We start from the raw sequence: 16,998 nt of genomic DNA, 5'->3' as shown, positions 1-16,998 counted from the left end.
CCCCCTTTGCCTGATGACCATAGCGAGTCGGTCCCACCCCTTCCCATCCCGAACAGGACCGTGAAACGACTCTACGCCGATGATAGTGCGGATTCCCGTGTGAAAGTAGGTAATCGTCAGGCTCCCTCAAGTCAGAAACCCCCGCCCGACCAGGCGGGGGTTTTTGCATTTCAGCGTCCTAAAAAGCGCGCAGCGAAGCGTTACCGAGGCTACGTCCGTCGGCTTGCCCTGACGCAAATCATCGCAGCATCGAGCCCCTCCTTTAGTGCTCTGCCGTGCTCGAATACTCTGCTGTTGTACCGTCCGGAATCTCCCGGCTCCTCCTTCCACTGACCGTACCATCCGTTCAGCCAACGCCACGCATCCAATGATGATGTTGTGATGGCCGTAATGAGCGATGTTGGTCGACAATGATCGATAAATACGGCTTTCTGGCGAAAAATCCGCGCCTCTACCCGTTCTTCTAGGCGCCGTGTCATCCGCGTCACTCCGCTCACGCCGCGCGAAATCATCATAAAGATCTATGCGCATAAAGTTCATTCGCGCGACATGTTCGGCAGAGCGGGGAGCAAGCCCTTCGGGGTAATATCACCGTTCGTCCCGATTCCCGGTACTTGCCTGCATCCGCCGGCGATCGGCGCTTTTTGCATTCCGTCTCCCGCATCGTTCATGACTGACAGCCCCGCCCAAAGAGGTCGGACGACCGACTTCTTGCCGTATCTCGTCGCCGCGACGTTCTTCATGGAGTATCTCGACACCACCGTGATCGCGACCGCGCTGCCGCAAATGGCGCGCTCGTTCGGCGTCGGGCCGAATGCACTGAGTCTCGGGATGACGGCCTATATGCTGGCGCTGGCGGTGTTCATTCCGATCAGCGGCTGGATCGCGGATCGCTATGGTTCGCGCACCGTCTTCGCGAGCGCGATCATCGTCTTTACCGGCGCGTCGGTGCTATGCGGGCTGTCCGAAGGCGTGATGTCGTTCACGGCTGCCCGACTGCTGCAGGGTGTCGGCGGGGCGATGATGGTGCCGGTCGGGCGGATGATCGTCGTGCGCAGTACCGAGAAGGCGAAGCTGATGCGTGCGATCGCGACGATCACGTGGCCGGGCATCGTCGCGCCCGTCGTCGGGCCGCCGATCGGCGGCTTCATCACCACCTACGCGTCGTGGCGATGGATCTTCCTGTTGAACGTCCCGTTCGGCCTGGCCGCGCTCGTTTGTACCTGGCTGATCGTCCGGAATACGCGGGCCGACGAGCAACGGCCGCTCGACTGGGGAGGCTTCGTGCTGGCTGGCGGCGCATTGACCTGCCTGCTGATCGGCACCGAAGCGGCCGGACAGCAGGATGTCGACTTCACGCGCGCGGGTGCCCTGGTGGGCACAAGCGTGCTGTTCGGCATCGCCGCATGGTTGCATGCGCGACGCTGCGCGCATCCGCTGCTCGATTTCACGACGCTGAAGGTGCCGACATTCTCGGTGACGGTCATCACCGGCTCGATCACGCGGATGGCGATCAACGCCGTCCCGTATCTGCTGCCGCTGCTGTTCCAGATCGGTTTCGGACTGTCGCCGTTCCAGTCAGGGCTGCTGCTGCTCGCGAGCGCGCTCGGCAATCTCGGGATGAAGGCGGGCACGTCGTGGATCCTCGACCGTTACGGCTTTCGGCGCGTTGCGCTCATCGACGTAACGATCGTCGGCATTTTCACGATCGCATGCGGCTGGCTGACCGCATCGACGCCGCTGGCGATCACGCTGCTCGTCGTATTCGTTTACGGGCTCACGCGGTCGATGCAGTTCACGACGCTCGCGACACTGGCGTATGCAGACATCCCGGCTCAGCAGACGAGCGCGGCCAGCACGCTGTGGAGCGCCGCGCAGCAGATGACGATCGGAATGGGGATCGCGTTCGGTGCATTGTCGTTGCGGCTCGCCGCTTTGGTGCGCGGCGATGCTGCCGGCATGCACTACGTGCTCGACGATTTCCGTTGGGCCTTCGTCGCGGCGGGCGTGCTCGCGCTACTGACGTTGCCGGGCTACGCCCGGCTGGCTTCCGATGCCGGCGACCGGCTGCGGGCCAGCGTCGCACGAGGATAGGCTGGACTGCCAATCGAATCGGCGGGCGACAGGTGAGTGTGCATGTTTTGCGGCGCTTACCGGGAGCGCTGATTCGTTGCGGCCGCGTTCGCTTGATGGTCAGCGCAGTCGGTCTTGGGTCGCCGCGGGCGAGCGGCGTTCCGGCCGGTCATGCCCGGTTGGAGCGCTTTCCTGGCGACGGCATGCGGTGCCGAGACGAGCATGAATGCGATACGCGGCGCGGCAGCAGCGCCTGATTGCGCTGACCGTCAAGCAATCCCGGCTCCCGCTACTGCGCGTCATGGAAGATGATGCCGACCGTATGGCGGTGGCCGCTTCGGATCCGGCTCACACCGTGCCGCAGGTTGACGCGATAGACGCCGCGGGTTCCCTGCACGGGCCGGCCGTGTACCGCGAAGATCACTGCGTCGCCTTGCGTGAGCGGCACCACGTCCGCACGCGACTGCATGCGGGGTCGCTGTTCCGTCAACACGAATTCCCCACCACTGAAATCGCGGCCCGGCGCCGACAGCAGAATCGCGACCTGCAGCGGAAACACGTGCTCGCCATACAGGTCCTGGTGGAGGCAGTTGTAGTCGTCGGCGCCGTATTGCAGGATCAGCGGCGTCGGTCGCGTCTGTCCCGCCGCGTGACAACGATCGAGGAACGCCACATGGTCTTTTGGATAACGGACGTCGATCCCCAGCGCCTGGTTCCAGCGATTCGCGATCGGCGCGAGATGCGGGTAGATCGTCGTACGCAGCTCGGCGATGACCGCTGGCAGCGGATACGCGAAATACTTGTACTCGCCGCGGCCAAAGCCGTGCCGAGCCATCACGACGCGTGAACGATAGAGCGCATCGTGCGGATAGAGCGACGCGAGCGCGTCGCACTCGCTTGCCGACATCAGGCCCGGCACGTGGGCGCATCCGTAGCGATCGAGGTCGGCGCCGACGCTCGGCCAGTCGAGGGAGTCGACGCGTTGCGCGATGTCCAGCGGTTCGACGGCAGGGTGCAGATCGGCAATGTTCACGGGCGTACCTCGGGGCATCGGCGGTGTGGCGCCGTGCGGTCGCGCACGGTCGAATCCACGATGAAAGTTGATGAACCCAGTCTAGCGGCGTCCGGGCGCCGGCACGCTCCAGATCTTGCGCTTTAATTCCGGCCAGGAAACGGGGGAACGTTGAAGCGCGGCATCGACACACTGAATGTGCCGACGGGCCGGAGCGGAGAGGGAAGCGGAGAAGCCGAGAAGCGCCAAGCCCAACCTACCGCGGCGGCGGGTAGCCGGCTATCGCCTGCCACCCGCCGCGTCCATGATCAGGCCAGCGACCGGAACAGCCAGTAAAGCCCTCCCGCGAGCGCGATCGACGCCGGCAGCGTCAGCACCCATGCGAGAACGAGGCTGCGCACCGTGCTCCATTGCAGCCCGGAGCCGTTCGCCGCCATCGTGCCCGCGACACCCGACGACAGCACGTGAGTCGTCGACACGGGCAGCCCGTACATGTCGGCGGCGCCGATCGTCAGCATCGCGACCAGTTCGGCCGATGCGCCCTGTCCGTACGTCAGATGCTGCTTGCCGATTTTTTCGCCCACGGTCACGACGATCCGCTTCCAGCCGACCATCGTGCCGAGACCCAGCGCGATCGCGACGGCGACCTTCACCCACGTCGGAATGAACTTCGTCGCGTGGTCGAGCTGTTTGCGATAGTTGTCGATCGCGAGCTTGTCGTCGGCGGCGAACGCGGGCTGGCCCGACTTCTCCATCAGACGAATGGCCTCGGACACCAGATACATCGTGTTGCGCACGTTGTCGACGTCGCGCTGCGGCACGGCCGCCATCGAGCCCGATGCGCCGACGGCGGTCGCGAGCGACGTGGACAACTGCGCGACGGCCGGCAGCACGGCGGGCGTCAGTTCACGGTGCTGCACGTAGTGTTCGACATCGGCGCGCGGGTTCGCGGACGGCGCGACGCCGTTTGTGTACTTGCCGAACGTCGCGGCCGCCTGGCTCGCGACCGCGACGAAGGTCTGCGATTCGGCCGGCGTGACGGCCTTGTTCAGCGCATACGCGGTGGGCACCGTGCCGATCAGGATCAACATGATGAGGCCCATCCCTTTCTGCCCGTCGTTCGACCCGTGTGCGAACGACACGCCGGTGCAAGTCAGGATCAGCAGGCAGCGAATCCAGAACGGCGGCGGCTGGTCCTTCGGCGGTTCCTTGTACAGCTCGGGAATTCGCACGACGGCCTTCAGCACGAGCAGCAGCAGCGACGCACACAGGAAGCCGACGATCGGCGAGAACAGCAGCGACTTGCCGACGCCGAGCGCCTGACCCCAGTCGACGCCGCTCGTGCCGGATGGCCCGTGCATCAGCTGGTTCATCAGCCCGACGCCGATGATCGACCCGATCAGCGTATGCGAGCTCGACGACGGCAACCCGAAATACCAGGTCGCGAGGTTCCAGACGATCGCGGCGATCAGCAGCGCGAACACCATCGCGAAGCCCGAGCCGCTGCCGACCTGCAGGATCAGCTCGACCGGCAGCAACTGCAGGATGCCGAACGCGACGGCACCGCTCGAGACCATCACGCCGAGGAAGTTCCACATGCCCGACCAGATCACCGCGACGTTCGGCGTCAGCGAGTGCGTATAGATCACGGTCGCGACCGCATTCGCGGTGTCGTGGAAGCCGTTGACGAATTCGAAGCCGAGCGCGATCAGCAGCGCGGCGCCGAGCAGCAGGTACGGGAACAGCGTCCCTTCGCGGACCGGTGCCAGATCGTCGACCAGGTGCGTGGCGATATAGACGGCGCCGAGCACGAGCACCAGCACGAACGCGGCATAGCCGATCTGCCGGGTGCGTGCGACGGAGCCCGGATTGTTCGGGGCGGATGAAGCAGGTTGATTCATGACGGCATCTCGTGAGGGAACCGCGTCCGATCCTAGCCGCGGCTAGCAGTCAGTTTGATGACAGTCGGGATGACGAACGGCGTGTCTTACAGAGATGTAAGGCGAGCGGCTGCCTGCGAAGCGCGGGGCTCGCATCGTCGGCTCACATAGTGAACACGACAGCGGTTTACGCGCGGGTGTCGCGCACGTCGTCGGCCGTCGCGGCCAACGTCCAGCCGCCCGGCGACGCGACGAACGTCGTGCGCGACAGCGGCGCGACGTCGAGACGCGCGGCCGCTTCGAGGCTCATCCGCCGCACGTGCGCGATGGCCGCGCGGACGATCGGCGCATGCGTGATCGCGACGACGTCGCGATCACGCGGCAATCCGTCCAACCATGTGCCGACCCGATGCGCGGCGGCGTCGAACGATTCGCCGCGATGCGGCGACGCGGACGGCGTGCCGATCCACACGGCCAGTTCGTCGGGCACGTCGCGCGCGAGATCGTGCAGCCGTTTGCCGCGCCAGTTGCCGTAGTCGATGTCGCGCAGCGCGGCGTCGATGTCGGCGTGCAGCCCGAGCGCCTCGGCGGTCTGCGTTGCGCAGCGTGCCGGGCTGCACAGCACGCGCGAGCCGGCAACGCCCGTCCACCGGCCGCGCAGCGCGGCGGCTTCGGCGAGGCCGTGCGCGTCGAGCGGGTCATCGTCGGGAAACGTGCCGGTGCGCATCGCGCGGGTCGATGCGTGTGCGATCAGGCAGAGCGAGGCAGGCATGGTCATGTCGGTGTCGGATGATCCGGAGCGGGGCGCGCCGACCCGTGTGTCATCGCTTCAATACGCGAACGTTCGCGCGTACAATTCGCCCGATACGAAGCGTGGAAGCCGGTGCAATTCCGGCGCGGTCGCGCCACTGTAACCGGGGAATCGACGATCCCGGAAGCCAGACCTGCCTTCGTACCCATCCATCATTTGTCGGGGCGCGATTCCCCTGAGGTGCATCCATGAGCGAAGCAGTGCTGAAGCCGGCGGTCGTGCCGGCACCCATCCCCGTCCGCGAGCTGTTGCCCTGGGCCGTGTTCGTCGGCCTGATCCTGCTGCTCGCCCTGTATTTCGTCGGGGCGGAACAGGGCGCGACGTCGCTCGTGCCGGGCATGGTCGTACACGAATTCGTCCACGACGGCCGCCATCTGCTCGGCTTTCCCTGCCACTGACGCGGAGCCTACGATGGTCGGAAAGCTGCTCATGCGCGGGATGCTCGCAGGCATCGCCGCGGGCCTCCTCACGTTCGGTTTCGCCAGGATCGTCGGCGAACCGCAAGTCGATCAGGCGATCTCCCTCGAAGAAAAAAACGCCGCCGCGCAAGGCGAGGCGCCGGAACCCGAGCTGGTCAGCCGCCACACGCAGGCCGGCATCGGGCTGCTGACGGGCGTCGTGACCTACGGCGCGGCATTCGGCGGGCTGTTCTCGCTGGTCTTCGCGTATGCGTACGGGCGCGGCAGCCGCCTGCCGGCACGGCCGCTGGCCGCGTGGCTCGCGCTGGCGGCGTTCGTCGCGCTCGTGATCGTGCCGAACCTCAAGTATCCGGCCAATCCGCCGTCGGTCGGCGACCCCGACACGATCGGCTATCGCACGGGTCTGTTCTTCCTGATGATCGCGATTTCGGTTGCGACGATGGTGTTCTCGGTCGGTGTGCGCCGCCATCTGCTGGCGAAGCTCGGCCAGTGGAACGCGTCGATCGTCGCCGGGCTCGTGTTCGTCGCGATCATCGCGGCCGTGCAGATCGGGCTGCCGTCGGTCAGCGAGCTGCCGGCCGATTTCCCGGCGGCCTTGCTGTGGAAGTTTCGCGTCGCGGCCATCGGCATGCAGGTGATCATGTGGACGACGATCGGCCTGCTGTTCGGCGCATGGGTCGAGCGCGGCGAACGCGCCGGCATGCGCGCCGCCTGACGCGCGGGGCAACCGGGCCCGCCTAGCGCAGCATGCGCGGCGCGCTCCACGTCGATTCGCGCGCCAGCGCGACGAACGCGGCCAGATAGTCGATCGCTGCGTCCGCTTCGCGGATGCCGAGGAAGATCTGCTTCGCGATGCCCTGCTTGCCGAGCTTGACCGGCACGACGGGCATCCGGTCCGCGTACTCGTCGGCCAGCCATCGCGGCAGCGCGGCCACCCCGCGCCCGCTCGCCACCATCTGCAGCATGATGTCGGTCGTCTCGATCGACTTGTGCCGCCTCGGCACGATGCCGGCTGGCGTCAGGAACTGGTTGTAGATGTCGAGCCGATCGGTTTCGACAGGGTACGTGATCAGGATCTCGTCGGTCAGTTGCTCGGGCGTCACGTAATCGGCATTCGCGAACCGGTGCGAATCCGCGACCACCAGCACCTGTTCGTAGTCGAACACGGGATCGAAGCGCAGCCCCGGCTTGTTCAGCGGATCGGGCGTGACGAGCACGTCGATGTCGTAACCGAACAGCGCGCCGATGCCGCCGAACTGGAAGCGCTGCTTCACGTCCACGTCGACGTCGGGCCAGCGCGACAGGTACGGCGACACGACCTTCAGCAGCCACTGGTAACACGGGTGGCACTCCATCCCGATGCGCAGCGTGCCGCGCTCGCCCTTCGCGTACTGCTTCATCCGCTCCTCGGCGAGCTCGAATTGCGGCAACAGCCGGTTCGCCAGCTTCAGCAGATACTGCCCGCCCTGCGTGAGCCGCAGGCCGCGGCCTTCGCGGTCCCAGATCGGCGTGCCGAGCTGCTGTTCGATTTTCCTGACGGTATGGCTGAGTGCCGATTGCGTGAGGTGCAGCGCATGGGCCGCCGCGGTCAGCGAGCCCTGGCGCTCGACTTCACGTATGACGACGAGGTGGAATCGTTCCAGCATGGATCGTGTGCATCCGAGGGCGCATGAAAAATGTTAATGGATGAATGAAATAATGCCATTTTATTTCATGGTTTGAAATCCCTATGATGGCTGCCGGATCGACACTTTCTTCTGGACGGCAGCTTCATGGTCACGACACACAATCTCGGTTTTCCGCGCATCGGCGCGAAGCGCGAACTCAAGTTCGGTCTCGAACGCTACTGGAAGGGCGAATCGTCGCGCGACGAACTGAAGGCGCTCGGCGCCGAACTGCGCCGGCGCCACTGGCACGAGCAGCGCGATCTCGATCTCGCGCCGATCGGCGACTTCGCGTTCTACGACCAGGTGCTCGACATGAGCTTCACGCTCGGCAACCTGCCGAAGCGCGTGCAGGACTTCCACGGCGATGCGCTCGACAACACTTTCCGCGTCGCACGCGGCCGTTCGGCGCAGTCGGCGGAGGAGCATGCGGCATGCTGCGGCGGGGTCGCCGCCGGTGAAATGACGAAGTGGTTCGACACGAATTACCACTACATCGTGCCGGAATTCCATGCGGACACGAATTTCTCGCTGGATCCGTCGCGTCTGCTCCAGCAACTCGCCGAAGCGAACGCGCAGGGCGTGCATGCGAAACCGGTGATTCTCGGCCCCGTCACGTACCTGTGGCTCGGCAAGGCGAAGGACGCTTCCGATCGCCTCGCGCTGCTGCCGAAGCTGCTGCCGGTGTACGGCGCGCTGCTCGACACGCTGACCGCGCAGGGCGTCGAATGGGTACAGATCGACGAGCCGATCCTCGTGACCGAACTCGACGCCGAATGGCGCGACGCATTTCGCACCGCGTATGCGGCACTGGAAACGCGCCGCATCAAGCTGTTGCTCGCCACGTACTTCGGCCAGCTTCAGGACAACCTGACGCTCGCGGCGTCGCTGCCGGTCGACGGCCTGCATGTCGACGCGATCAACGCACGCGACGAAGTCGACGCGCTGGTGCGCGAACTGCCGCCGGAGCGCGTGCTGTCGGTGGGCGCGATCAACGGCCGCAACATCTGGAAGACCGACCTGACCGCCGCGCTCGACTGGCTCGAGCCGCTCGCGAAGCAGCTGGGCGACCGCCTGTGGCTTGCGCCGTCGTGCTCGCTGCTGCACGTGCCGGTCGATCTCGCGAGCGAGGAGACGCTCGATGCGGAAATCCGCTCGTGGCTCGCGTTCGCGCTGCAGAAGCTCGACGAGTTGAAGGTGCTTGCGACCGCATTGAACGAAGGCCGCGACAAGGTGGCCGATGCGCTCGCCGCGAATACCGCCGCGATCGAGTCGCGCCGCCGCTCGCCGCGCGTGAACAACCCGGCGGTGAAGGCCGCGGTCGCGCGCATCGACGCGCCGCTCGGCAACCGCGCGAGCCCCTATGCGCAGCGTGCGTCGAAGCAGTCGACGCGCCTGAACCTGCCGGCGTTCCCGACGACGACGATCGGCTCGTTCCCGCAGACCGCCGAAATCCGCCAGGCGCGCAGCCGGTTCAAGGCCGGCGCGCTGGATGAAGCCGGCTATCGCGCGGCGATGCGGGCCGAGATCGAACGCAGCGTGCGCGAACAGGAATCGCTCGAACTCGACGTGCTCGTGCATGGCGAAGCCGAGCGCAACGACATGGTCGAATACTTCGGCGAACAGCTCGACGGCTATGCGTTCAGCCAGTTCGGCTGGGTGCAGTCGTACGGTTCGCGCTGCGTGAAGCCGCCGATCCTGTTCGGCGACATCAGCCGTCCGAAGGCGATGACGGTCGAATGGATCGCTTATGCGCAGTCGCTGACGGACAAGCCGATGAAGGGCATGCTGACCGGCCCCGTGACGATCCTGAACTGGTCGTTCGTGCGCGACGACCAGCCGCGCTCGGTATCGTGCTACCAGTTGGCGCTCGCGATCCGCGACGAAGTGCTCGATCTCGAGAAGGCCGGCGTGCGCGTGATCCAGATCGACGAAGCGGCGCTGCGCGAAGGGCTGCCGCTGCGCCGCGCGCAATGGAGCGACTATCTGACGTGGGCGGTCGAGTCGTTCCGCATCGCCGCGAACGGCGTGCAGGACGATACGCAGATCCACACGCACATGTGCTATTCGGAGTTCAACGACATCCTCGCGTCGATCGCCGACATGGACGCGGACGTGATCACGATCGAGACGTCGCGCTCGGACATGGAGTTGCTCGATGCGTTCGACACCTTCAAGTATCCGAACGAAATCGGGCCGGGCGTGTACGACATCCATTCGCCGAACATCCCGACGCAGGATCACATCGTCGGGCTGATGAAGAAGGCGGCCGAGCGGATTCCGGCGGAACGTCTGTGGGTGAACCCGGACTGCGGGCTGAAGACGCGCCAGTGGGCGGAAGTGATTCCGGCGCTGACGAACATGGTGGCCGCCGCGAAGACGCTGCGTAGCCAGGTGCGGTAGCGCGAACGCTGCGCGCGGGCCGTCGCGGTCGATGATCGGGCGGCATACTTGCGGCCCGCATGTGCGGGCCGCTTGTCGTCATGAATGTTCGGGAAGAGGCGAGGGCGTTGCGGCGTGCAGCCGGATGTCCCATGCAGACGGGCAGGCGATGTCGCTTGGCCGTTGCGTGAGGTCAAGTTACGCGGCGCGCGTGCCGCGCGGCAGCGCCTCGTCCGTCTTGCCGGGCGCGCCTGTGTCGTCGATGCTGACACGGCGCGAGATCAGCCACACGCACAGCGACGACAGCACGGCGGCGCTCGTGTACTGGAGCGCGAGCGGCCACCATTGCGGCGCGGTGTTCTGCGCGATGATGGTCGCAACCAGCGGCGTGAGGCCGCCGGCGAGCGCGCCGCATACCTGATACGCGATCGAGATCGCCGTATAGCGGATCCGCGCGACGAAGATGCCGCTGACGAAGCCCGCGACGACCGAGTAGTAGCCGGATTCCGCGAGCGTCGCGAGGCCGACGCCGACCGTGATCGACACCGGCGTGCCCAGGTGCACGAGCGGCAGCATCACGAACGGGACGATCATCGCCCAGGCGCCGGTGATCAGCAGCACGCGCGTGGTGCCGAAGCGCTGCGCGAGGAACGCGGCCGCGAGCTGCACGACGAACTGCAGCACCGCGACGATCGTCATGCAATGCAGCACCATCGACCGGTCGAGCGACAGGAACTGGGTCGCGTAGCTGATCATGAAGATGTTGCTGAAATACACGCCGGCGATCCCGTACACGTTCGCGCCGATCGCGAGCAGCAGCAGCGGCCAGACCTTGAGCGCTTCGCGCAGCGGTTTTTGCGCGATGTTGCCGTTCCTCTTGACTTCCTCGAACTCGGGGGATTCCGACACGCTCGCGCGGATCACGAAGCCGACGATCAGCAGCACGGAACTCGCGAGGAACGGCACGCGCCAGCCCCAGCTCATCATGTCGTCCTTCGACAGCGTGCTGATCGCGCCGAACGCGAGCATCGACAGGATCAGGCCGCTTGCGCTGCCCAACTGCGCGAACGACGCGAAGAACGTGCGCTTGCCTTCGGGCGCATGCTCGCCGGCCAGCAGCACCGCGCCGCCCCATTCGCCGCCAACCGCGATGCCCTGCAGCACGCGCATCAGCACCAGCAGGATCGGTGCGATCACACCGGCTTGCGCATGCGTGGGCAGCAAGCCGATCGCGACCGTCGACACGGCCATCAGCATCAGCGTCGCGAGCAGCGAGCGCTTGCGGCCGAAGCGGTCGCCGAGATAGCCGAACATCACGCCGCCGAGCGGCCGCGCGAAGAAGCCGACCGCGAACGAGCCGAACGACGCGAGCAGGCTGATGAAGCGGTTTTCGCCGGGAAAGAACAGCGGCCCGAACACGATGGCGGCGGCGGTCGCGTAACTATAGAAGTCGTACCACTCGATCGTGGTGCCGACGAACGAAGCGAGCGCCGCCCGCTTCGGTTGCTTGACGGAAGTCCCCATCTTTATGTGTGCTCCTCTGGAATCCTCTGATTTGGAATAGTGGCGGCGCCGGGATCAGTCGCGATACGCGACGCCCGGCAGCACGCACAGCAGTTCGTACGCGAGGTTCGCGCCGAGCAGCGCCGTGGTGCCGAACGGGTCGTACGGCGGCGCGACTTCGACGAGATCGCAGCCGACGATGTTCAGCCCCTTCGCGCCGCGGATGATCTCGAGCGCCTGCGGCACCGTGAGGCCCGCGATTTCCGGCGTGCCGGTGCCCGGCGCGTAGGCCGGGTCGATGCCGTCGATGTCGAACGTGATGTAGACGGGCGTGTCGCCGATGCGCGCGCGCACTTCGTCCATCAGCGGCGCGAGCGACTTGTTCCAGCATGCCTCGGCCTGGACCACGCGGAAGCCCTGCTCGCGGCACCAGTCGAAATCCTCGGCCGCGTAGCCGGTGCCGCGCAGGCCGATCTGCGTGACCTTGTCGCCGTGCAGCAGCCCTTCCTCGACCGCGCGGCGGAACGGCGTGCCGTGCGCGATCTTTTCGCCCATCATCGTGTCGTTCACGTCGGCGTGTGCATCGACGTGGATCAATGCAACCTTGCCGTGCTTGCGGTGGATCGCGCGCAGGATCGGCAGCGCGATCGTGTGGTCGCCGCCGAGCGTGATCGGCTTGCAGTCGTGCTCGAGAATCGCGTCGTACGCGGCCTCGATGCGGGCGATCGAATCGTGCAGGTTGTACGGGTTGATCGCGACGTCGCCGATGTCGGCGATCTGCAGCGAATCGAAGGGGGCTGCGCGCGTGGCCATGTTGTAGGGGCGCAGCAGCACGGATTCGGTGCGGATCTGGCGCGGGCCGAAGCGCGCGCCGGTGCGGTTGGACGTGCCGAGATCGAAAGGCACGCCGACGAAACAGGCGTCGAGGCCTTCGGCGCTCGACACGTGCGGCAGGCGCATCATCGTTGCGATGCCGCCGCTGCGCGGCATTTCATTGCCGCCGAGCGGCTGGAAATGGATGGGTTCGTTCATGGGTCGTCTCTTCCGGTGTGGGGGTGCCGTATCATGCGACGCGGCCTGGCGCACAGTTTTACGCGCTCCGCCGGGAAAGAAGAATGCGAAGATATCGACGTAAACATCGATCTTCATCGATGTATGGAAGGGGATGAACGTGCTGGGGAATCTGTCGACCCTCGATCTGCGGTTGATCCGCGTGTTTCTCGCGGTCACGGACGCGGGCGGCGTGTCGGCCGCGCAGGCGATGCTGAACGTCGGCCAGTCGACGATCAGCGCGCAGCTGTCGTCGCTCGAGACGCGGCTCGGCTACCGGCTCTGCGAGCGCGGCCGCAGCGGCTTCCGGCTCACGCCGAAGGGCGAGCGGTTCCATGCGATGAGCCGCAAGCTGCTCGCGGCGCTCGACGAATTCGGGATGGCCGCGCGGCACATGGATCGCCAACTGGTCGGCACGCTGAACATCGGCCTGATCGGCCATACGCCGGTCAGCCAGAACGCACGGATCGCCGAGGCGATCGCCGCGTTCCGCACCCGCGACGAGGCCGTGCGCTTCTCGATTTCGGTGCGCGCGCCCGGCGATCTCGAGGAAAAGCTGCTGAGCAACGAGATCCAGATCGCGGTCGGCTATTTCTGGCATCGCGTGCCGACGCTGCATTACACGCCGCTGTTCATCGAGCGGCAGATCGCGTACTGCGGCCGCGGCCATCCGCTGTTCGAACGCGCCGGCACGCTGACGCCGGCCGACGTCGCCGGCTTCGAGTGGGCGTGGCGCTCGTATCCGCTGCCGGAGGCCCAGATGTCGACGACGCCCGATCGCGTGACCGCGACCGCCGACAACATGGAGGCCGTCGCGCTGCTGATCCTGTCCGGTCATCACCTCGGCTACCTGCCGCAGCACTTCGCGGCGCCGTATGTCGCGCAAGGGCTGCTCGCGCCGCTCAATCCGGATCGACTGCACTACGAGGTCACGTTCCACATGGTCGTGGCGCGCGACGGGCGCGGCGATCCGGTCGTCGAAGCGTTTCTCGAGGATCTCGAGCGCGCGCATCAGTCGCCCGACGTGGTGTGACGCCGGCGCGGCCGACACCGTGAACAAGCGTTGCGCGCGGCCGGCTTGCCGGCCCGGCGCGCATCACGGCACCGGCAACCCGGCGTCGTGCTTCACCTCGCGCAGCGACAGCGCCGATTCGATCGACGTCACGCCCGGCAGCATCCGCAGCGACTCCCGCAAGAACGTGCCGTAGTCGTCGAGATCGCGCGCAACCACCTGCAGCAGGTAGTCGGCCGTGCCCGCGACGTTGTGGCACGCGAGGATCCGCTCGATGCCGAGCACTTCCCGTTCGAACCGGTCGGCGACCTTGCGGTCGTGCGTCGCGAACCGCACGAGCACGAACGCGACCACGCCGAAGCCCAGCGCCTGGCGCGACAACTGCGCGCGATAGCGCTCGATGTAGCCGTCGTTTTCGAGACGTTTCAGGCGCCGTGCGCACGGCGTCTCGGACAGGCCGACGGATTCGGCGAGCCGCGCGATCGGCAGGCGGCCGTCGCGTTGCACCGCGGCGAGGATCGCGCGGTCGGTTTTGTCGAGGTCGGTCATATTGGCGGAATCCTTGTCGCGATTTCATGATTGTGGCGGATTCCCCTATGAATCGCCATTCTTGAGCCAAATATGGCCAATAATCCCTCCGCCTTCAGCGGCAACATATCGTCATTGAAGGACGGGGGCAGACCATGATTTCCACGCATTTGCTGTTGATTTATCTCGCCGCGCTGGCGGCCATTTACGCGGTGCCGGGGCCCGACATGGCGCTCGTGCTGCAGACCAGCATCGGCCGCGGCGTGCGGCCGGGGATGGCCGCGGCGGCCGGCCTGTCGCTCTCGCGCACCGCGCACGTGACGCTGTCGGCGTGCGGCGTCGCGGCGCTGATTCGCAGCGCGCCCTGGCTCTACGAGGTGATCCGCTACGGCGGCGCGCTCTATCTCGCGTATGTCGCGATCCAGGTGTTCCGCTCGCCGGTGTTCGCGCTCGGCGACGGCGACGCGGCGGCGGGCGAACTGCGGCAGTCGTTCGTGAAGGGGCTGCTGACCAACCTGCTGAACCCGAAGGCGCTGCTGTTCTGCTCGGTGCTGCTGCCGCAGTTCGTGCGGCCGGAGGCCGGGCCGGTCGTCTGGCAGATGTTCGAGCTCGGCGCGCTGCTGGTGGCGGCCGGCGTGTGTTTCGACCTCGCGTGCGTGTTCGGCGCGTCGCGCATCGCGGCGTGGATGCGCGCGCATCCGCTCGCGCAGACGGTGCAGCGCTGGACCTTTTCCGCCGCGTTGATCGGTTTTGCGCTGCGGTTGTCGATGGACTGAGCATTGCCGCCGCATGGCTGCCGCTGCCGCGCGAATCGAGCGGCAGCGCGGGCAAGCCGTGTGCGAATCCGGGCGCCGCGCGCCATGCCGGCCTTCCCGCGTGCGCGTTGCCGCAGAAGGGGGTGCGCGCAAATCGTCTGACTGTTCTAAACTTCCTCTAACTTCGCGCCGTCGCAAACGCGCCGTCGCGAATCGACTGACCGAACGGAACCGTCTTCCGCAGGCTATGTCCGATTTCCTGGCTGTTCCGTGCAACGCGGTACCAAGGAGGGTCTGAACATGGCAAGGCAGCTTCAAGCCGACCGTGAACCCCGTATCGTCGCCGAGTCCAAGTGTCTCGGCCACTGCGATCCGGCAGAACGCATCCACGTCACGATCATGTTGCGGCGGCAGGAAGAAGGGCAACTCGATGCACTGGTCCATCAACTCGCCACCGGCGACGCCGGCGCGAAACCGCTGTCGCGCGATGCATTCGCGCAGCGTTTCTCCGCCAATCCCGACGATATCCGCAAGACCGAGGACTTCGCGCACCGTCATCAACTGACGGTCGATCGCGTCGATCCGGTCGAAAGCGTCGTCGTGCTGTCCGGCACGATTGCGCAGTTCGAAGCCGCGTTCAGCGTGAAGCTCGAACGTTTCGAGCATCGGTCGATCGGCCAGTATCGCGGCCGCTCGGGCCCGATCGTGTTGCCCGACGATATCGGCGATGCGGTGACGGCCGTGCTCGGCCTCGACAGCCGGCCGCAGGCGCGGCCGCACTTCCGCTTCCGTCCGCCGTTCAAGCCGGCGGGCGGCGCGGCGGCCGTCACGTTCACGCCGATCCAGCTTGCGTCGCTGTACGACTTTCCGGCCGGCGACGGCGCCGGGCAATGCATCGCGATCGTCGAGCTCGGCGGCGGCTATCGCGCGGCCGACATCCAGCAGTATTTCCGCGGGCTCGGGATCACGACGCCGCCGACGCTCGTCGACGTGAACGTCGGCACCGGCCGCAATGCGCCGACCGGCGAGCCGAACGGCCCGGACGGCGAAGTCGCGCTCGACATCGAGATCGCCGGCGCGATCGCACCGGCCGCGAAGATCGCGGTCTACTTCGCGCCGAACAGCGACGCGGGCTTCATCCAGGCCGTCAACGCGGCTGTCACCGACAAGACCCACCGACCTTCCGTGATCTCGATCAGCTGGGGCGGCCCGGAAGCGATGTGGCAGGCGCAGTCGGCGCACGCGTTCAACCGCGTGCTGCAGGCGGCCGCCGCGCAGGGCATCACCGTCTGTGCGGCGTCGGGCGACAGCGGCTCGGGCGACGGGCTGCAGGATGGCGCCGATCACGTCGATTTCCCCGCGTCGAGCCCGTACGTGCTCGGCTGCGGCGGCACGCAGCTCGATGCGTTGCCCGGGCAGGGCATCCGTAGCGAGGTCACGTGGAACGACGAGGCGGCCGGCGGCGGCGCGGGCGGCGGCGGCGTCAGTTCGCTGTTCGACCTGCCGGCGTGGCAGCAGGGGCTGAAGGTCGCGCTCGCCGACGGCACCACCAAGCCGCTCGCGAAGCGCGGCGTGCCGGACGTGGCCGGCGACGCGTCGCCGCAGACGGGTTACGAAGTGTCGGTCGCCGGCACGCCCTCGGTGATGGGCGGCACGAGCGCGGTCGCCCCGCTGTGGGCCGCGCTGATCGCGCGGATCAATGCGGCGGCCGGCGCGTCGGCCGGCTGGATCAATCCGGTGCTGTACAAGCATCCGGGCGCGCTGCGCGACATCACGAAAGGATCGAACGGCACGTATGCGGCCGCGTCCGGCTGGGACGCGTGCACGGGCCTCGGCAGCCCGAACGGCGCGCAGCTCGCCGCGATCCTCGCGCGCAAGCCGTCGAGCTGACGCGCGGGCGCACGCCTTT

The 16,998-nt window shown here is 66.7% G+C and carries 14 protein-coding genes, 1 rRNA gene and 1 riboswitch; of the genes, 8 read left to right on the top strand and 7 right to left on the bottom strand.

The window, feature by feature from the left end; all coding sequences use genetic code 11:
* Positions 1 to 9 precede the first annotated feature (9 nt).
* Both rrf and CFB89_RS27190 read left to right on the top strand, forming a co-directional pair.
* A 5S ribosomal RNA gene (gene rrf / locus CFB89_RS27195) occupies positions 10 to 122 on the top strand.
* 547 nt (positions 123 to 669) lie between these two features.
* On the top strand, positions 670 to 2,094 hold the full coding sequence (locus CFB89_RS27190; RefSeq protein ID WP_089470542.1) for an MFS transporter: 1,425 nt from the start codon (positions 670 to 672) through the stop codon (positions 2,092 to 2,094).
* A gap of 268 nt (positions 2,095 to 2,362) precedes the next feature.
* Here CFB89_RS27190 and CFB89_RS27185 read toward each other — a convergent pair whose 3' ends face one another.
* The 3 genes from CFB89_RS27185 to CFB89_RS27175 form a co-directional block, all read right to left on the bottom strand.
* Positions 2,363 to 3,106 (bottom strand): 2OG-Fe(II) oxygenase, encoded by a 744-nt coding sequence (locus tag CFB89_RS27185; protein WP_179233538.1) that lies wholly within the window; start codon positions 3,104 to 3,106, stop codon positions 2,363 to 2,365.
* 287 nt (positions 3,107 to 3,393) lie between these two features.
* Positions 3,394 to 4,986: an inorganic phosphate transporter gene (locus tag CFB89_RS27180; protein WP_089470540.1), complete on the bottom strand. Its 1,593-nt coding sequence runs from the start codon at positions 4,984 to 4,986 to the stop codon at positions 3,394 to 3,396.
* Positions 4,987 to 5,152: 166 nt separating this feature from the next.
* Complete coding sequence (locus CFB89_RS27175) at positions 5,153 to 5,743, bottom strand: histidine phosphatase family protein (protein ID WP_089470539.1); 591 nt, start codon at positions 5,741 to 5,743, stop codon at positions 5,153 to 5,155.
* 45 nt (positions 5,744 to 5,788) lie between these two features.
* Positions 5,789 to 5,932: riboswitch (cobalamin riboswitch) on the top strand.
* A gap of 32 nt (positions 5,933 to 5,964) precedes the next feature.
* Here CFB89_RS27175 and CFB89_RS27170 point away from each other — a divergent pair.
* Both CFB89_RS27170 and CFB89_RS27165 read left to right on the top strand, forming a co-directional pair.
* Entirely contained in the window at positions 5,965 to 6,174 is a 210-nt protein-coding gene (locus tag CFB89_RS27170; protein WP_034175140.1) for a CbtB-domain containing protein, read from the top strand.
* A 13-nt stretch (positions 6,175 to 6,187) separates the two neighbouring features.
* Complete coding sequence (locus CFB89_RS27165) at positions 6,188 to 6,910, top strand: CbtA family protein (RefSeq protein WP_089470538.1); 723 nt, start codon at positions 6,188 to 6,190, stop codon at positions 6,908 to 6,910.
* Positions 6,911 to 6,932: 22 nt separating this feature from the next.
* Here the strand turns inward: CFB89_RS27165 and CFB89_RS27160 are convergent, their stop codons facing one another.
* The gene (locus tag CFB89_RS27160) at positions 6,933 to 7,841 is read right to left on the bottom strand and encodes a LysR family transcriptional regulator (RefSeq protein WP_089470537.1); all 909 of its coding nucleotides are present in this window, start codon (positions 7,839 to 7,841) and stop codon (positions 6,933 to 6,935) included.
* Between the two features lie 126 nt (positions 7,842 to 7,967).
* Between CFB89_RS27160 and metE the strand changes: the two genes are divergently transcribed.
* Positions 7,968 to 10,262, top strand: coding sequence for a 5-methyltetrahydropteroyltriglutamate--homocysteine S-methyltransferase (gene metE / locus CFB89_RS27155; RefSeq protein ID WP_089470536.1), 2,295 nt, complete (start codon positions 7,968 to 7,970; stop codon positions 10,260 to 10,262).
* Between the two features lie 177 nt (positions 10,263 to 10,439).
* On the opposite strand, the gene CFB89_RS27150 is transcribed toward metE, so the two are convergent.
* Complete coding sequence (locus CFB89_RS27150; protein WP_089470535.1) at positions 10,440 to 11,765, bottom strand: MFS transporter; 1,326 nt, start codon at positions 11,763 to 11,765, stop codon at positions 10,440 to 10,442.
* 54 nt (positions 11,766 to 11,819) lie between these two features.
* Positions 11,820 to 12,776: an agmatinase gene (gene speB / locus CFB89_RS27145; protein ID WP_089470534.1), complete on the bottom strand. Its 957-nt coding sequence runs from the start codon at positions 12,774 to 12,776 to the stop codon at positions 11,820 to 11,822.
* A 139-nt stretch (positions 12,777 to 12,915) separates the two neighbouring features.
* Here speB and CFB89_RS27140 point away from each other — a divergent pair, with 139 nt between their 5' ends.
* Positions 12,916 to 13,827 carry a LysR family transcriptional regulator gene (locus CFB89_RS27140; protein WP_089470644.1) on the top strand — a complete coding sequence of 304 codons (912 nt, stop codon included), beginning with the start codon at positions 12,916 to 12,918 and terminating at the stop codon, positions 13,825 to 13,827.
* 63 nt (positions 13,828 to 13,890) lie between these two features.
* On the opposite strand, the gene CFB89_RS27135 is transcribed toward CFB89_RS27140, so the two are convergent.
* Positions 13,891 to 14,355, bottom strand: coding sequence for an Lrp/AsnC family transcriptional regulator (locus CFB89_RS27135; protein WP_089470533.1), 465 nt, complete (start codon positions 14,353 to 14,355; stop codon positions 13,891 to 13,893).
* Positions 14,356 to 14,489: 134 nt separating this feature from the next.
* Here CFB89_RS27135 and CFB89_RS27130 point away from each other — a divergent pair, with 134 nt between their 5' ends.
* The gene (locus CFB89_RS27130; RefSeq protein ID WP_089470532.1) at positions 14,490 to 15,110 is read left to right on the top strand and encodes a LysE family translocator; all 621 of its coding nucleotides are present in this window, start codon (positions 14,490 to 14,492) and stop codon (positions 15,108 to 15,110) included.
* A gap of 279 nt (positions 15,111 to 15,389) precedes the next feature.
* Complete coding sequence (locus CFB89_RS27125) at positions 15,390 to 16,979, top strand: protease pro-enzyme activation domain-containing protein (protein WP_089470531.1); 1,590 nt, start codon at positions 15,390 to 15,392, stop codon at positions 16,977 to 16,979.
* Positions 16,980 to 16,998: the final 19 nt, after the last annotated feature.

This window comes from Burkholderia sp. AU16741 (assembly GCF_002223345.1).
Classification (GTDB): domain Bacteria; phylum Pseudomonadota; class Gammaproteobacteria; order Burkholderiales; family Burkholderiaceae; genus Burkholderia; species Burkholderia sola.
The sequence above is the reverse complement of the archived record's forward strand: the minus strand, read 5'-3'. Positions and strand labels throughout refer to the sequence as shown.

Bases quoted from the DNA above. Each gene is read 5' to 3' on its own strand.
- CFB89_RS27190 (WP_089470542.1), top strand. From the start codon at position 670: ATGACTGACAGCCCCGCCCAAAGAGGTCGGACGACCGACTTCTTGCCG.
- CFB89_RS27180 (WP_089470540.1), bottom strand. From the start codon at position 4,986: ATGAATCAACCTGCTTCATCCGCCCCGAACAATCCGGGCTCCGTCGCA.
- CFB89_RS27175 (WP_089470539.1), bottom strand. From the start codon at position 5,743: ATGACCATGCCTGCCTCGCTCTGCCTGATCGCACACGCATCGACCCGC.
- CFB89_RS27170 (WP_034175140.1), top strand. From the start codon at position 5,965: ATGAGCGAAGCAGTGCTGAAGCCGGCGGTCGTGCCGGCACCCATCCCC.
- CFB89_RS27165 (WP_089470538.1), top strand. From the start codon at position 6,188: ATGGTCGGAAAGCTGCTCATGCGCGGGATGCTCGCAGGCATCGCCGCG.
- CFB89_RS27160 (WP_089470537.1), bottom strand. From the start codon at position 7,841: ATGCTGGAACGATTCCACCTCGTCGTCATACGTGAAGTCGAGCGCCAG.
- metE (WP_089470536.1), top strand. From the start codon at position 7,968: ATGGTCACGACACACAATCTCGGTTTTCCGCGCATCGGCGCGAAGCGC.
- CFB89_RS27150 (WP_089470535.1), bottom strand. From the start codon at position 11,765: ATGGGGACTTCCGTCAAGCAACCGAAGCGGGCGGCGCTCGCTTCGTTC.
- speB (WP_089470534.1), bottom strand. From the start codon at position 12,776: ATGAACGAACCCATCCATTTCCAGCCGCTCGGCGGCAATGAAATGCCG.
- CFB89_RS27135 (WP_089470533.1), bottom strand. From the start codon at position 14,355: ATGACCGACCTCGACAAAACCGACCGCGCGATCCTCGCCGCGGTGCAA.
- CFB89_RS27130 (WP_089470532.1), top strand. From the start codon at position 14,490: ATGATTTCCACGCATTTGCTGTTGATTTATCTCGCCGCGCTGGCGGCC.
- CFB89_RS27125 (WP_089470531.1), top strand. From the start codon at position 15,390: ATGGCAAGGCAGCTTCAAGCCGACCGTGAACCCCGTATCGTCGCCGAG.